The following is a 15,956-nucleotide window of genomic DNA, read 5'->3' on the forward strand; positions in this document are numbered from 1 at the left end:
TTCGCAGGTATGTCCGCCATCAAGAAAGAGTCGAAAAACAAGAGCAAGCTGAGCTTGCTCTTGTATAGAAGGCCCCCTTTTAGGGGGTAATCACAAAGCCACCTTCTTCAGAAGGTGGTTTTTTACTGCTAAGACGCCTGCAAGATCTCAGCGTCTTCTCCCAACGACGGGATTGACAGTAACGGCGTAGGATATACCAGCGCTAGATGCAAATGCCACCCGACCAAAGTCCCATCATTTCTGAGCAGCGTTCGGATTGCAACACCACCCACAATATGTTCAGATCTGTGCGCTTTATCACACCAACCTTAATTGAAGCTTGATAGTCAGCACTCATGGCTGACGCAGACTCTGGCAGGGACGACCCATGCTGCACACTTTTTTACTCATCTTGGCGGTGCTGGCACTGCTTAGTATTATTTTTGAAGAAATCACTCACATCAATAAGGCCAAAACGACGCTGTTTCTAGGCTGTATTTCGTGGATTGCCTTATTCGTCGCGGCTGGCGATGGTGGTCATCAAAAACTGGTTCAGGAGCGATTATCAGAAAATCTGCTAGAAATCGCTACCTTATGGTTATTTCTCATGTCGACCATGACGTTTGTTGCCTATCTAAATGCGAAGGGAATGATCCAGATTATTGTTGGCAAACTGTTCCCACAGCAGATCAGCGTCAGGATGTTAATGATCCAAGTTGCCCTGTTTTCGCTGGGGCTGTCGGCCATTTGCGATAACGTCACGGCGACACTGGTATCATTAGGGCTATTGACGACCTTCCAACTCGACAGTCACCTTCGGCGTCGGATGGCGGTATTGATTATTTTTGCCGTGAACTCCGGTGGGGTTTCGTTGATTACCGGTGACGTGACGACTCTGATGATCTTCTTAGGCGGCCATGTGCACATGATAGATCTGCTACTGCTGGTGATTCCGGCAGCAGTTGCGGTCATTTTGCTGGCAATTCTGTTCTCGCTGAGTGCCAAAGGCACAGTAAGCGCGGTTCCGGTGCAGCAACAATATGAAACGGTTGATCTGATCATTGCATTGATTTTCATCAGCACCATTATCCTTACCATGCTGCTCAATATATTGTTTGGTATTCCTCCCGTACTCACCTTTCTCACCGGACTATCGGTGATGTTTTTGGTGGGGAAAACGGTTCATACCGATACAGAAGAGATCCGCATCCTCGAATATATTCGTCAGGTTGAATACGACACCCTGCTGTTTTTCTTAGGAATTCTGTTACTGGTTGGAATGCTGAAGGAGATTGGAGTACTCGATCAACTGGCACAGATTTACGCCGGACATAATCCAGATATTGCCAATTTTGTGACCGGTATGGGCTCCGCATTGCTGGATAACGTGCCATTGACCGCAGCGCTGCTTAAGGCCGATCCGCAATTAGCACTTTCTGGTTGGTTAGGACTGACTTACGCGGTGGGTGTCGGCGGCTCTTTGCTAGTCATTGGTTCGGCTTCTGGCATTATTGCCATGAGCAAAGTTAAAGAGTTGACGTTTGTTTCTTATCTCAAATATGTGCCAGCACTGTTACTCTCTTATTGTACGGGGTATGGCCTAACGCTGTTATTAGGGCACTACCTTAATAACTGACAAACAACATTTGTATCTGATAAGTAGAAAAGGCGCCTAACAGCGCCTTTTCTTAGTCATCAATCGAGTGCCTAGATCGCGGGTACTTTAAAACGTGTTCCTTGAATATCCAGCACCACATCACGTGGACGGATCTCAATAATTTTAAGTTTGCCCTTAATTTTGTCGCCTTCTTGCAACTCCTTGCCATCCACATTCAGCCAGCGCTTTGTGGGATCAGTAGCATACATATGCGCGGTAATATTAAATTCTGGCACCTGCAGCTGCAAACTGGCGGGCAGGTTGCCATAAGAGGGATATTGCAGGTTCTGTTGTTTGGGTAAAGGCTGCTCCTCGGTCGGCGTCATAGGTTTGTCAATGGCATTGCGCCGTTCCACTTCGCTTAGCGCCGCCTGAAATTTGGCAATCAACGCTTGCTGATCTTCTTGCACCGGTTGAGATTGGGGCTGTGGTTGATCTTCAATGCCGGTCTCGTCAGCTGCAGTTTGTACTTCATTTTTCAGATCTTGCAGCGCTTGCAACCCTCTTTGATTTGGTTGCGCCCCAAGGATTATCGGATCGTTACCATCATTGGCCGCCACACTTTCAACCACTTGCGGTTGCGCACTCGGAGTCACCGTTTTATCAACCGCAACAGCTTGATTCGGCTGAGATGTCACTACCTGAGCAGCATACTGAGGACTCGGTAATGGCTGTGCAATAGGCAGAGCGGCGCGCCCGGCTACCCGAACCCCCGCGTCTGCCGCTGTATCCTTGGCTGTATTCGTTTTAACCTGCGGCTCAGGAGCCACTGTACTTACCGCCTTAACCTGCCAATGCCAAGCAAACGCCAATGCACCACCAGCTAGCAAAGCCATCATCACCACAGCTATTGGTTTCCACGGTAATGATGTTGTTTTTTCTATGGCTATTCTAGGGGCCAACACGGGGTCGAGATTACTATCAAGTTGCTGTTGCTTGGCGCGGGTTACTGCATCCAACAGAATCGACATCAGCGAGCTCCTCCGTTTTGCAGCACCGGACCATGATTATGCTGGTAAATACTTAGTTGAGCGAGTGTTGCCAATGAGGCATCACTTTCAACTGGCAAACCGTGAGCTCGCTGAAAGTCTTTTAACTCCTGCTCCAGCTCTGTATCAAAGTAGCTCATTACGCGCGGCGCCCGTTGACTGGCGGTTGCTAAGGCATTTTCCAGCCACTGTACTTTGTCGAGACTAGAGCTAGGGGTGATAGCCTGCTGCGCCTGAGCTGCTGGTTGCCACAATAATTCATACATGCCACTAAAGTGCTGATTGAACCAATCATCAGTTACCCAGAATTGCTGCTCGCCTAACTGCAATAACAATTGTTGCGCATTGCTGGAAACCAACGTGCCATAAAATGCTTTACCTGCATCGTCGGTGAGATACACAACCGCGGGGTAATTCAATTTTTGCAATGAACTCAGGGTCCCTTGCTGCTGAAAACAGGCCAAGCCCAACTGGCTCGCCGATTGGCAGGCAGAAACTCCGGCATAAGGCGCTTTACTCCATAGGCCAAACAATGCCGCATAGGCGGTATCAATATCTCGGCTCTTATCGATAGCGCTGGTCAAAACCCGCTCGGTCAGCGTGACCTGTTTGTCCGCTACATGGGTAGCAGGTTGGGCCGGGGCCAAAGCGACCGTATTTTCCGATGCCTGCGCCAGATTTATGCCTTGGTGGTAATAATTCTGCCAGTAATAGCCGCCACCAAACGCCAGCACTAATGCGCCTAAGGCTGATAGTGGCAACCACCAGCGCCGTTGCCGAGGTAATTCGCCCAACACCTCAGCCGCCGCAGCGTTCACCATCTTGCGATCAATGGGGGTACGAGACTGACCATACCCCGCCATCAGTGCGCGTTCACACAACAGGTTAATAATGCGGGGAATACCGCCACTAAAGCGGTGCAGTGCGCGAATAGCCCCCTTGTTAAACAGCGGTTCCATCCGTCCAGCAACCTGTAATCGGTGTTGCACATAGAGCCCGACTTCCTGCTCTGTCAGCGGTAATAAGTGATAACGCGCCGTGATACGTTGCGCTAACTGCCGCAATTCCTGACGTTTCAGCAGTTGTTGTAATTCAGGCTGACCGATAAGAATGACCTGCAACAGTTTCTTGGTATCGGTTTCCAGATTAGTCAACAGTCGTAGTTGCTCCAGCACCTCAGGACGCAAATGCTGGGCCTCGTCAATAATCATGACGGTATTTCTACCTGCCTGATGGTTATCGAGCAGATAACGACTGATAAGGTCGGTCAGTTGTTTAAGTGTTGGTGCCTCGCCGTAGTGAATACCTAGCTCGTCACACAAAGTCGCCAGCAGTTCAGCTTCCGTCAGCGATGGGTTAAGAATAAAGGCGGTATCGGTATTTTCCGGCAGTTGTCGCAACAAACAGCGCGACACAGTGGTTTTTCCGGTACCGACTTCACCAGTAAGCAATACAAAGCCACCGGTTTCTCCCAGACCATATTTCAGATGCGCCAGTGCTTCCCGATGACGATCACTTAAAAACAGATAACTGGGGTTGGGAGCAATAGAAAACGGGTTATCACTCAGTCCGTAAAACGCCTTGTACATGAGCTCGGCAATCCTTGGTTGAAAGAGACAGCTCAGTTTAAGACAAGGCCAGTGTTTGTCAAAACCTCCTGCAGCTAATTGTGTGATCACTCGATGAAGTCCACAGCAACCATTGCCCGTGTTATTCTTGCAGCAGACATATTAATGAAGGATTTATGGCAAGTGCAGACATATCTGGTTGGTGGCGCAGTGCGCGACCAAATGCTGGGCTTAACGGTCAAAGACCGGGATCATGTGGTGGTGGGCGCAACAGAGCAGCAGATGCTGGCACTGGGCTATCGTCAAGTGGGAAAAGACTTTCCGGTGTTTCTACATCCTCAGACACAAGAGGAATACGCACTGGCACGCACAGAACGCAAGATTGGTCGCGGCTACGGCGGATTCAGTTGCTATGCCAGCCCAGATGTCACACTGGAACAAGACTTATTGCGGCGAGATCTCACCATCAACGCCATGGCATTAGATGCAGATGGCAAACTGTATGACCCGTTTAACGGTCAGCAAGACTTGCAACAACGCCTACTACGGCACGTGTCTCCTGCATTTGTGGAAGATCCGTTGCGAGTACTGCGAGTAGCGCGCTTTGCGGCACGTTTCGCAGCGCAAGGTTTCACCGTCGCCGCTGAAACCCTCACATTGATGCAACAGATTGCTGCCAGTGGCGAGTTGCAGGCCTTGACGGCCGAGAGAGTATGGCAAGAACTGGAAAAAGTATTGCAATGTGATGCCCCACAGATCTTTTTTGAAGTGCTGCGCAGTTGCAATGCATTGCAACCCCTAATGCCAGAACTTGATGCGCTATTTGGCGTGCCACAACCAGCCAAGTGGCACCCGGAAATCGACTCAGGGATCCACACCTTGATGGCGCTCAAGCAAGCAGCCCAACTGACCACAGATCCCCAAGTACGTTTTGCAACGTTAATACATGATCTGGGCAAAGCGCTGACACCAAAAGAACTGTTGCCAAAACATCATGGTCATGGTCAACGCGGCCTCGTTCCTATCCGCCAGTTATGTGAGCGTCTGCGCGTACCTTCCGACTATCGGGATCTCGCATTGCTGGCCAGCGACCAGCACCAGAACATCCATATATTGGATGAGTTGCGCCCGGAAACCGTACTGAAGCTGTTCGACAAAGCGGATTTCTGGCGCAAACCAACGCGGTTAAAACAGCTAGCGTTAATATGTGAGGCGGATGCCACCGGCCGCTTGGGTTTAGAGCACAAAAGCTACCCTCAAGCTCAGCTGTTGCAACAGCTGTTTGCCGCTGCGACCACAGTGAATGTGCAACCGATTATTGAAGCTGGCTATCAAGGGCACGCCATTCGCCAGCAGCTCAATCTGCAGCGTCTGGAAAAAATCAGACTTGTTAAGCAAAACTACGTAAAAAATGACACAACTTGTTAGATATTTCATATAGAAACCCAGAATTAGGCCTTGAAACTTGCATTTCTGATCATATTGGATAAGGTAAAAAGGAGTTTTTGTTAATACCCATAGCAAATTAAATTGGCTATGAGATAATAAGCACGAATCGGTTGAACATCAGCCGAACGACTAAAAACCAAACCTTCAAAAGGGATTTCTTCATGAACAAAAAAGTACTGATGATTGCTGGCGTAGCAATGACTGCTCTGTTAGGTGGCTGTGCAAACACCACTGCTTTGGAAGAAAGCGTTGCCAACTTGGGTAACAAAGTTGACCAGCTGTCTGCCGAAGTAAGTGCAATGAAAGCTGACCAGAGCAAACTGTCTGCTGACGTGAAAGATGCCAAAGCAGCTGCTATGGACGCTCAGGCAGAAGCCAAACGCGCTAACGACCGTCTGGACAATGTAGCTACTCGCTACAAAAAATAATAATGGTGGCATTTCCCACCATAGAAATCGGCAACACTTTAGTGTTGCCGATTTTTTTTGCTGTTACCTATAACTCTGCCAAAACGTTCATATCCTGCCGATACCCACCACCTATTAGCTGTGCAGTGCAATAAAAACACACAGCCCCACGCCCAGCAATAACCGATAGATAACAAACGGTGTCATGCCCATTCTGCTGATAATTTTGAGGAAGTAGTGGATACAAGCATAAGCCGCAACAAAAGAAATAGACGTTCCTAAAAGTAATGCCTGCATATCAAGCGGCTCCGGACTCTCGGCCAAATCTTTCACCACCAGAATTGCCGCTCCCAAACTCACAGGTACCGACATCAGAAATGAGAAACGCGCAGCAGCTTCGCGAGTTAATCCCAGCATTAATGCGGCGGTCATGGTGATGCCTGAACGAGACGTTCCCGGGATAAGCGCCAGCGCTTGCGCAAAACCGATGATTAGCGACTTACGCCAGCCGGACTGATATTCTGTGAGCGCCAATCGGGAGTGTTTATCTGCCCACCATAACAACAAGCCAAATACGATAGTCGTAAATGCAATCACACTGGCACTGCGCAAATGAGTTTCCACAAACCCCTTTGCCATAAACCCAAAAAACACGGCGGGAATTGTTGCCAAAATAATCCACCACGCAAGCTGGCTTTCATTGCTTGACTGGCGTTTTATAATACTTGCCAACCAGGCCTTTGCCATGTTGTATAGCTCATGGCGGAAATAGATCACCACAGCCAATAACGAACCAGTATTGACTGCCACATCAAACGACAGCCCCTGGTCCGGCCATCCCAGCAACTGTGACGGCAAAATCAGATGGGCGGAACTGGAAATCGGCAGAAATTCGGTCAATCCTTGAATAAGTGCGAGAATGACCACCTGTATAATATCCATACAACTCCTTGAAATATCAGGCCAACGGGCCAAAATCCACAGCTACCGGCCAGAGTTTCTGGCGCGACTTATCATATTCATCCCACAGTTGCGCGTAGGGCTTACCGGCAATTGGATGCACCAAAGTCGGCGCAAGTTCCGCCAACGGCCATAAAACAAATGCATTAGTGAGGATCTCCGCCCGCGGTAGTACCACTGGGTTCTGACATATCAGATCGTCATACAGCAACAAATCTAGATCCAGCGTACGAGGCGCAAACTTCTTGGCGCCGGGCAACCGACCATGGCGCAATTCAATCGCTTTAAAGCAGGCCACAACGTCAGCAACCGACATCACCGTTGGCACGGATACCACCATATTCAGGAAGTTACTGCCGTTAAAGCCTACCGACTTGCTTTCATAGATAGGTGAACAGGCAAGCTCGCCGAAAATTGTCTGCAACTCCTGCAGACCAGCCCGCAAGTAACGCTCAGGCTCAATATTACTGCCCAGACTGATAAAGACTCGAGAACTCACACTATTACCTGCTACGCTCGATTTCAACGCCCACCGCTTGTGCAGCCGCCACCGCCCCGGGTTTCATTACTCGCACTTTGACCCAAGGCACTAGAAATTCCTCCAGCAGACAGGAAGCAACACGCTCGGCAACAGTTTCAATGAGTTCTATGGGCTTTGCGGTGATGAGCTGTACTAGCCGTTTACTGACAGTTTCATAGCATAGTGCCCGCTGGTAATCGTCATGTTCCGCAGCCGCTCGGTTATCCCAGGCCATCTCTAGATCAAGTACCAGTGTTTGGTGCAGTTGTTTTTCCCAGTCATAGATGCCAATCACGGTATCTACCTGCAGCCCGGTTATCAGGACTTTATCCATAGTTTTCCTTGCAGATTATGGAGGTCAGATAAGCTTTCACACTTAAAGCCGGTATAATCCGCGCTTTACCTCCGGATATTAGCGGTCAGCTCTTTCTCATAGAACTAAGTTTCAGTAGGATAAGACGCTGGTGGACATGCTACGCCATGAGCACAACCATCTCAGCCGTTTAAGCCGCCCGTTGGGTGTGCGCGATAATACCTTAAGACGTGTAAGGAAACCAATTTGAATACCGCAGTGCTGATTATCGTTATGATAGCCGTGGCTTACCTACTCGGCTCTATCTCCAGCGCCATTCTGGTATGTCGTCTCAAAGGGTTACCGGATCCGCGCAGTAAAGGCTCGAAAAACCCCGGAGCCACCAATGTGTTGCGGATTGGCGGGGTATGGGCAGCAGCACTGGTGTTTTTTTTCGATATGCTCAAAGGTGCACTCCCTGCGTATGGAGCGTACCTGCTGGGGATCCACGGGGTATGGCTGGGGGTGATCGCAATATCAGCCTGTCTCGGCCACATGTTTCCACTGTTTTTTGATTTTAAAGGTGGCAAAGGGGTAGCCACCGCACTAGGTGCTATGGCCCCCATTAGTTATATGGCGGTCAGCTTGATGGGGACTTGGCTATTGGTCGTGTTATTGACCCGTTATTCATCCTTAGCAGCCATCGTCACTTGCCTATTAGCCCCGCTTTATACACTATGGTTTGACGATCGCTTTACCCTGCCCGTCACCATGTTGTCAGCGCTGATCATTTGGCGTCACAAAGACAATATCCGTCGACTCTTCAATGGTGAAGAGTCGAAGATGTTTCGTCGCAAAAAAAACGGATAGCGTTAAACGGCCGGTAACGAGTCTAAAGGCCAGCGCGGTTGCGCTTTTACTGCCAAATCCTCAGTGGCTCCCGCCTTTAACCGCTGTAAACCAGCGTAAGCGATCATGGCACCATTATCAGTACAAAACTCGCCGCGGGGATAAAACACCCGGCCATGGCGTTTCTGCATCAATTCCGCCAGTGAGGTGCGTAACCGCTGGTTAGCACTGACACCGCCAGCAATGACCAAGCGCTGATATCCGGTCAACTCCAAAGCGCGGCGACATTTAATGGCTAAGGTATCAACCACGGCTTCTTCAAATGCTCGGGCAATATTGGCGCGAGTCTGTTCATCATCGGGTTCAGCAGCGATGGTGTTGGCCGCGAAGGTCTTTAAGCCTGAGAAGCTAAAATCCAATCCCGGACGGTCGGTCATCGGCCGTGGAAATTTATAGTCAGCGGCGTGGCCTTGTGCCGCTAGCTTGGATAAACGGGGGCCGCCGGGATAATCCAATCCCATCAGTTTGGCGGTTTTATCAAAGGCTTCGCCGGCAGCATCATCAATCGACTCACCCAAAACCTGATAACGCCCAATACCTTGCACATCCACCAGCATTGAGTGTCCACCCGATACCAGTAATGCCACAAAAGGAAATTTAGGCGCATCATCTTCTAGCATGGGTGCCAACAAATGCCCTTCCATATGATGCACACCAACCGCGGGTTTATTCCAAGCAAACGCCAGTGAGCGCCCGACACAGGCCCCAACCAACAAAGCGCCAATCAACCCCGGACCTTTGGTATAAGCGATGCCATCTAGATCTTCGATTCGGGTATCGGCCGTTGCCAGCGCTTCCCGGATAAGAGGCACAATTTTGCGCACATGATCGCGTGAGGCCAGTTCCGGCACCACACCGCCATAATCGGCATGCAGTTTTACCTGGCTATATAACGCATGGGACAGTAACCCCAGTTCTTCGTCATAAATGGCAATACCTGTCTCGTCACAGGAGCTTTCAATACCTAATACCCGCATGGTGCTTAATGTTGTCCACAACTACAATGAGCGGCAATTCTACTGTGATTCCCCACGAATATCCAACCAGAACGCCATAAACTAACAAGGTTCAGCCCTTTACAAGTGAGGGCGAATCGGTTTAGAATTTCGCACCATTTTTAATCTGACTTGTGTCACGTCTAGTGACTCAATACAAATAACACCTAAGGGGTGATGGCGTATGCCAATTATTAAAGTACGTGAAAATGAACCATTCGACGTTGCTCTGCGTCGTTTTAAGCGCTCTTGCGAAAAAGCCGGTATTCTGGCGGACGTTCGTGCTCGTGAGTTTTATGAAAAACCTACTACAGCTCGTAAACGTGCCAAAGCTGCCGCGGTAAAACGTTTGGCTAAAAAGCTTTCTCGCGAAAACGCTCGTCGCGTACGTTTGTACTAATTCCTGATTATGAATCTAACAGAACAGCTTAAAGCGCAGATGAAACAGGCGATGGTTGCCAAAGAAAAGGCACGCCTGAGCACTATTCGTATGGCGCTTGCTGCAATCAAGCAGGTTGAAGTGGACACCCGCGAAACCCTGACCGATGAGCAGATCATAGCTGTACTGACCAAGATGGTGAAACAACGGCGTGATGCAATCGAGCAGTATCAAGCCGCTGGACGTCCTGAGTTAGCCGCTGCGGAAGAAGCAGAAATTCTGGTGTTAAAAGAATTTCTGCCACAACCTTTGAGTGATGATGAACTTCATCAGATCATTGATGCAGCGATTAAAGAGACAGGCACCGTGTCCATAGCCGATATGGGCAAAGTGATGGGATTAGTCAAAAGCCAGATATTAGGTCGGGCCAACATGGGTGCAGTAAGCGCTCAGATAAAAGCCAAACTGCAATAATCTGGTGTTGTTTCACGAACAAGCCGTGCTTCAGCGCGGCTTGTTTGTTTCATCGGTCTAAGGGCAAAGACTGAAACGCATGGCAATACCTAGAGATTTTATCAACGAGCTCATTGCTCGCACAGATATTGTCGATCTCATCGACCGCAAAGTGCCGTTAAAAAAAGCCGGTAAGAATTATGCTGCCTGCTGCCCGTTCCATAGTGAAAAGTCCCCTTCTTTTACCGTCAGCCGTGAAAAACAGTTTTATCATTGTTTCGGCTGTGGTGCCCATGGCAATGCTATCGACTTTGTCATGGAGTATGAGCGCATGGACTTCCTCGATGCCATTGGGGAGCTCGCCGGGCAATTAGGGCTGGATGTGCCACGCGATTCCGGTAATCGTGCCGACGAAAGTATCAGCCGTGATTTATATCAGTTGATGGAAGATGCCGGGCGTTATTTTCAAAAGCAACTGCGCCAACATCCAGAAAAACAACGAGTATTGGATTACCTGCAAAAACGCGGGCTATCAGAAGAAATTGTAGAACGTTTTGGTATCGGTTATGCGCCTGATGGCTGGGATAATCTGCTGAACTTGTATGCTCAAAAACCACAACTACAAGAGAAGTTACTAACAGCAGGCATGCTCATCAATAATGAGCAAGGGCGCCGCTATGACCGCTTCCGCGATCGGCTGATGTTCCCTATCCGTGACCGTCGTGGCAGAGTCATCGCATTTGGTGGCAGAGTCCTAGGTGACGGTACGCCGAAATACTTGAATTCACCAGAAACGCCCATATTTCATAAGGGCAATGAGCTCTACGGACTGTACGAACTGCGACAACAACATCGCGACCCTCACCGAGTGCTAATTGTTGAAGGCTATATGGACGTGGTGGCATTAGCGCAGTTTGGCGTTGATTACGCGGTCGCTTCACTGGGAACATCGACTACCGCCGAGCAGTTCCAGTTGCTACTACGCAGTGCCAAAGAGGTGGTGTGTTGCTATGACGGCGATAATGCTGGGCGTGAAGCGGCATGGCGTGCGCTGGAAACCGCACTACCGATGCTCAAACCCGGTGATACCGTGCGTTTTATGTTTTTACCACAAAGCGAAGATCCAGATTCCATGGTGCGCAAGGCCGGGAAAGAAGCATTTGAGCAGTTGATTGAAGCCGCTCAGCCACTGGAAGCGTTTTTGTTTGATACATTAACCGAGCGTAATGGCGGCGACAAAGCATCGTTTGCCAAGCAAGCCATGACGTTACTTGAACGTATTCAAGACAGCGTGTTACAAAATCTGTTGCTGGAAAACCTTACCTATCGCTTGCGTATGGGAAATGTTGAAGAAATGAAGCGACGTTTAGGGTTCCAACCCAAAAGCATCGCACAAGCCCAGCAACAACAGACATTGAAAGGCAGAGGCACCCCCTTAAGATTGGCAATTGCCCTGCTGGTACAGGATCCCCGTTTAGGGGTTAACTTAGTGCCTCAACCGGCACTACAATTTTTGAAAATGGCCGGCATAGAGTTGCTGGTTCGCTTATTGGATTTAACTCGAAACCAAACGTTAAACAGCGCACAACTACTTGAATATTATCGGGATACAGAAGATTACCCGATACTGACTAAACTAGCCCAATGGGACCATCAAGTGGCGGATGATAACGTACAGCAAGAGTTTAAAACCGCACTGGTATGGCTGAACAATCAATATATTGAACAGCGCTATCAGGAATTAAGCCTGAAGCAAAATCTGACTAAGGAAGAAAAGTTACAGCTGACCAAGCTGATTGCCGCCATGAAGCGCTCATAACTTAAGAATTTTCCGGTTCAGGTTCGGCAACGGGCTGGCACAGTATTGTGCAAATGGTTATAATTGATGGTTTGCACGGCACCCAAGTAATGCCGTTGCTTATCGTTGTAACAGTTACCAAATTGGATGATATCTATGGATCATACTCCGCAGTCGCAACTTAAACTGTTGCTCGCAAAAGGTAAAGAGCAAGGTTATCTAACCTATGCAGAAGTGAACGATCACTTACCTGCCGACATGGTCGATTCAGACCAGATCGAAGATATTATCCAGATGATAAATGACATGGGTATCCGGGTGTTCGAAGAAGCCCCCGATGCCGATGACATTATGATGTCTGAAGACAACACTGACGACGACGCGGCAGAAGAAGCTGCTGCTGCGCTGGCTTCGGTTGAAAACGAACTGGGACGGACTACAGACCCTGTCCGCATGTATATGCGTGAAATGGGTACCGTAGAACTATTGACCCGCGAGGGCGAAATCCAGATCGCTAAACGTATTGAAGAAGGGATCAACGAGGTACAAGGCTCTGTGGCTGAATATCCACAAGCGATTGCCATGATCCTCGAACAATACGATCAATATGAAGCCGATCAACTGCGTCTGTCTGACATTATCTCTGGATTTGTAAATCCTGATGACGATGAAGTGGGCCCGGCTGCCACACACATTGGTTCAGAATTGTCTGATGACGATCTGGACGACGAAGATGATCTCGACGACGATGAAGACGAAGATGAGTCCGGCAGCGACGATGATGACGGTGCCAAAGGGCCAGACCCGGAAGAAGCGCGCGAACGTTTTGCACAGCTGCGAGCCGCCTATGAGAACTCACTGAAAATCATCGCTGAAAAAGGCCGTAACCATCCGCATGCCGTAGGTGCATTGTTTGAAATTGGTGAGATCTTCAAAGAGTTTCGTTTAGTTCCCAAGCAGTTTGATCGCTTAGTCAAAAGTATGCGTGCGATGATGGACAAGGTACGCGTTCAGGAACGGCTGATCATGAAGCTGTGTGTCGAACAAGCGAAAATGCCAAAGAAAAACTTTATCAAGTTATTCGGTGGTAATGAAACAGATATTACCTGGTTCCAGAAAGAAATCGCGGCAGCAAAAGCATATTCCGATACCTTGAAGGCCGTAGAGGAAGACGTGGTCCGCTGCCATAGCAAACTGGCGGCAATAGAAGCCGAAACAGGTCTGTCAATAACGGCAATCAAGGACATCAGCCGCCGCATGAGTATTGGCGAAGCGAAAGCCCGCCGAGCCAAGAAAGAAATGGTGGAAGCTAACCTACGTCTGGTAATTTCTATCGCCAAGAAATACACCAACCGTGGTCTGCAATTCCTGGATCTTATTCAGGAAGGCAACATCGGTTTGATGAAGGCCGTAGATAAATTTGAATACCGCCGTGGTTACAAATTTTCTACCTATGCGACTTGGTGGATCCGGCAAGCAATTACCCGTTCAATCGCGGACCAAGCTCGTACTATCCGTATTCCAGTGCATATGATCGAAACCATCAACAAGCTGAACCGTATTTCACGGCAGATGCTGCAAGAGATGGGACGCGAGCCATCGCCAGAAGAGTTGGCAGAACGTATGATGATGCCAGAAGACAAAATTCGGAAAGTGCTGAAGATTGCCAAAGAGCCAATCTCAATGGAAACACCGATCGGCGATGATGAAGATTCGCATCTGGGCGACTTCATTGAAGACACCACGCTGGAATTGCCGCTGGACAGCGCCACTAGCGAGAGCCTAAAACAAGCGACTCATGAAGTGCTGGCAGGGCTGACGGCACGTGAAGCTAAAGTGCTTCGCATGCGTTTTGGTATCGACATGAACACTGATCATACTTTGGAAGAAGTAGGTAAACAGTTTGATGTAACCCGTGAACGTATCCGTCAGATTGAAGCTAAGGCACTGCGTAAACTGCGTCACCCTAGCCGCTCAGAAATTCTGAAATCCTTCTTGGATGAATAAACGTTTATAATGAAAAAACCCTGCTTCTGCGGGGTTTTTTATTGCCAAATTTTCGACCACTGCATAACAGATAACCAATTGAAAGCGCAGCAGTTCAATAAGCACCAAAACACGGGTGACAAGCCGGAACAAAGTTCGTATACTCTCACCCGCTTGACAAAAACACCGTCAACAAGGCCCCTTAGCTCAGTTGGTTAGAGCACACGACTCATAATCGTTAGGTCCACGGTTCAAGTCCGTGAGGGGCCACCATCAAATTCCTCAAAAGAGCCTGTTTTTACAGGCTTTTTTGTTTCCTATTATTCACTAATTTATATTCAAAAAATCACTGGGCGATGGCCGTGTTACCCATGCATTACTACGAAACCTATCAAAGCCATTTGATAATTTTTTAAACCTCAATGTACTGACTTAATCACTGGTTCCTTAGATATTTAACGTCAATTGCTGTTCATGAGCAGAGCTGTCACCAGCGTGATTGGTTACTAAACCTGCCGCGATGCCCACCAACCGGATACCTCGACCTTCAGCACGTTGCAGGGCTTGCGTCAACAAGCTATCAAGCATCTGTGGCGATAATGTGCTGGCGCGACTCTCAATGGTGGTCTGACGAAAATCGGCGAATTTGAGCTTTACAACTAATTTTCCTATCTGCCGCTCGTGTGTGTGGCGCTGTAATCTGCCAGCCAGCTCTTTTATCAGTCCCTGCATCACCTGTCGGCACTGCTCCAGATTGAAAATATCCCGAGCAAGAGTGGTTTCAACCCCAACGGACTTCCGTGGGCGATAAGGCGTCAGTTCCCGGTCATCAATACCAAATGCACGTTGGTGTAATATGTGGCCAAACTTACCGAATATCTCCACTAATTTGTATTCAGGAAAGCGCTGCACATCTGCACAGGTATGTAATTGCATCTGTGCCAAGCGGCTGGCGGTAACTTTGCCGACACCGGGAATCTTGTGCAACGGTAGTTGTGCAATAAAATGGGGCAATTGCTCGGGAGTGATCACAAACTGGCCGTTAGGTTTGTTAAGCTCTGAAGCCACTTTGGCCAGAAACTTCACTGGCGCAACCCCAGCGGAGGCGGTCAGTTCAGTTTCAGCCCAAATATCCCGACGGATAGCCTCAGCAATAAGTGTCGCGGAGCCCTGATACAAATCACACGCAGATACGTCAAGAAAGGCCTCGTCTAACGACAAAGGCTCAATTTTATTGGTGTAGCGCTGAAAAATAGCACGGATCTGCTGCGATATTGCTTTATATAGTTCCATCCTTCCCGGTAGCAAAATTAGCTGGGGGCAGAGCTTTAACGCATAGCCGGTTGCCATAGCGGAATGCACACCAAATTTTCGTGCCTCATAGTTACAAGTACTGATAACGCCTCGGCGCTCCCGACTGCCGCCTACAGCTAGAGGTTTTCCTCGATATTCAGGAAAATCACGCATTTCAACGGCTGCATAATAGCAATCCATATCCACATGAATGATTTTCTTCATTTTGTTTTACCTGGGTGTCGCACATAGAAATACTGTACAAATAAACAGTGTTATTGTAAAGGATATTAAAAAAGGAGCCGAAGCTCCTCTTTGTTAA

14 protein-coding genes, 1 tRNA gene and 1 pseudogene are annotated in these 15,956 nt (G+C 48.8%); 9 read left to right on the forward strand and 7 right to left on the reverse strand.

The features are described 5' to 3' along the window. The first annotated feature begins 367 nt into the window (after positions 1–367). Positions 368–1,615, forward strand: a complete 1,248-nt coding sequence (nhaD, locus tag J3L11_RS02175; RefSeq protein ID WP_207569868.1) for a sodium:proton antiporter NhaD — start codon at positions 368–370, stop codon at positions 1,613–1,615. Between the two features lie 71 nt (positions 1,616–1,686). On the opposite strand, the gene J3L11_RS02180 is transcribed toward nhaD, so the two are convergent. Both J3L11_RS02180 and J3L11_RS02185 read right to left on the reverse strand, forming a co-directional pair. Beyond that, positions 1,687–2,607 carry a general secretion pathway protein GspB gene (locus J3L11_RS02180; protein WP_207569869.1) on the reverse strand — a complete coding sequence of 307 codons (921 nt, stop codon included), beginning with the start codon at positions 2,605–2,607 and terminating at the stop codon, positions 1,687–1,689. Then, on the reverse strand, positions 2,607–4,214 hold the full coding sequence (locus tag J3L11_RS02185; protein ID WP_207569870.1) for an ExeA family protein: 1,608 nt from the start codon (positions 4,212–4,214) through the stop codon (positions 2,607–2,609). Before J3L11_RS02185 ends, J3L11_RS02180 begins: the two co-directional genes overlap by 1 nt. A 162-nt stretch (positions 4,215–4,376) precedes the next feature. Between J3L11_RS02185 and J3L11_RS02190 the strand changes: the two genes are divergently transcribed. Together J3L11_RS02190 and J3L11_RS02195 are read left to right on the forward strand one after the other, a co-directional pair. Further along, the gene (locus J3L11_RS02190) at positions 4,377–5,621 is read left to right on the forward strand and encodes a multifunctional CCA addition/repair protein (RefSeq protein ID WP_189617638.1); all 1,245 of its coding nucleotides are present in this window, start codon (positions 4,377–4,379) and stop codon (positions 5,619–5,621) included. Between the two features lie 182 nt (positions 5,622–5,803). Then, the gene (locus J3L11_RS02195) at positions 5,804–6,070 is read left to right on the forward strand and encodes an Lpp/OprI family alanine-zipper lipoprotein (protein ID WP_133038007.1); all 267 of its coding nucleotides are present in this window, start codon (positions 5,804–5,806) and stop codon (positions 6,068–6,070) included. A 114-nt stretch (positions 6,071–6,184) separates the two neighbouring features. On the opposite strand, the gene J3L11_RS02200 is transcribed toward J3L11_RS02195, so the two are convergent. The 3 genes and pseudogenes from J3L11_RS02200 to folB form a co-directional block, all read right to left on the reverse strand. After that, positions 6,185–6,991, reverse strand: coding sequence for an undecaprenyl-diphosphate phosphatase (locus J3L11_RS02200; RefSeq protein WP_207569871.1), 807 nt, complete (start codon positions 6,989–6,991; stop codon positions 6,185–6,187). Then, positions 6,946–7,508 (reverse strand): annotated as a pseudogene (gene folK / locus J3L11_RS02205) (2-amino-4-hydroxy-6-hydroxymethyldihydropteridine diphosphokinase). Before folK ends, J3L11_RS02200 begins: the two are co-directional and overlap by 46 nt. Positions 7,509–7,512: 4 nt before the next feature. After that, positions 7,513–7,863 (reverse strand): dihydroneopterin aldolase, encoded by a 351-nt coding sequence (folB, locus tag J3L11_RS02210; RefSeq protein ID WP_189617542.1) that lies wholly within the window; start codon positions 7,861–7,863, stop codon positions 7,513–7,515. Between the two features lie 225 nt (positions 7,864–8,088). Between folB and plsY the strand changes: the two genes are divergently transcribed. Beyond that, positions 8,089–8,691, forward strand: coding sequence for a glycerol-3-phosphate 1-O-acyltransferase PlsY (plsY, locus tag J3L11_RS02215; protein ID WP_189617541.1), 603 nt, complete (start codon positions 8,089–8,091; stop codon positions 8,689–8,691). 2 nt (positions 8,692–8,693) lie between these two features. Here the strand turns inward: plsY and tsaD are convergent, their stop codons facing one another. Beyond that, positions 8,694–9,707, reverse strand: coding sequence for a tRNA (adenosine(37)-N6)-threonylcarbamoyltransferase complex transferase subunit TsaD (tsaD, locus tag J3L11_RS02220; RefSeq protein ID WP_207569873.1), 1,014 nt, complete (start codon positions 9,705–9,707; stop codon positions 8,694–8,696). 202 nt (positions 9,708–9,909) lie between these two features. Here tsaD and rpsU point away from each other — a divergent pair, with 202 nt between their 5' ends. From rpsU to J3L11_RS02245, 5 genes are all read left to right on the forward strand, one after another. Further along, a complete protein-coding gene (gene rpsU, locus J3L11_RS02225; protein WP_006080725.1) occupies positions 9,910–10,125 on the forward strand; it encodes a 30S ribosomal protein S21 in 216 nt (71 codons plus the stop codon). Positions 10,126–10,134: 9 nt separating this feature from the next. Further along, positions 10,135–10,578 (forward strand): GatB/YqeY domain-containing protein, encoded by a 444-nt coding sequence (locus J3L11_RS02230; RefSeq protein ID WP_207569874.1) that lies wholly within the window; start codon positions 10,135–10,137, stop codon positions 10,576–10,578. Positions 10,579–10,657: 79 nt separating this feature from the next. Then, positions 10,658–12,376 (forward strand): DNA primase, encoded by a 1,719-nt coding sequence (gene dnaG, locus J3L11_RS02235; protein ID WP_207569875.1) that lies wholly within the window; start codon positions 10,658–10,660, stop codon positions 12,374–12,376. Positions 12,377–12,511: 135 nt separating this feature from the next. Beyond that, positions 12,512–14,362 carry an RNA polymerase sigma factor RpoD gene (rpoD, locus tag J3L11_RS02240; protein ID WP_189617538.1) on the forward strand — a complete coding sequence of 617 codons (1,851 nt, stop codon included), beginning with the start codon at positions 12,512–12,514 and terminating at the stop codon, positions 14,360–14,362. A gap of 175 nt (positions 14,363–14,537) precedes the next feature. Continuing rightward, positions 14,538–14,614, forward strand: a tRNA-Ile gene (locus tag J3L11_RS02245). A 174-nt stretch (positions 14,615–14,788) separates the two neighbouring features. Here J3L11_RS02245 and dinB read toward each other — a convergent pair. Further along, on the reverse strand, positions 14,789–15,859 hold the full coding sequence (dinB, locus tag J3L11_RS02250) for a DNA polymerase IV (protein WP_207569876.1): 1,071 nt from the start codon (positions 15,857–15,859) through the stop codon (positions 14,789–14,791). Between the last annotated feature and the right edge of the window lie 97 nt (positions 15,860–15,956).

This window comes from Shewanella sp. 4t3-1-2LB, from assembly GCF_017368415.1.
In the GTDB taxonomy this organism is placed as follows: Bacteria; Pseudomonadota; Gammaproteobacteria; order Enterobacterales; family Shewanellaceae; genus Shewanella; species Shewanella fodinae.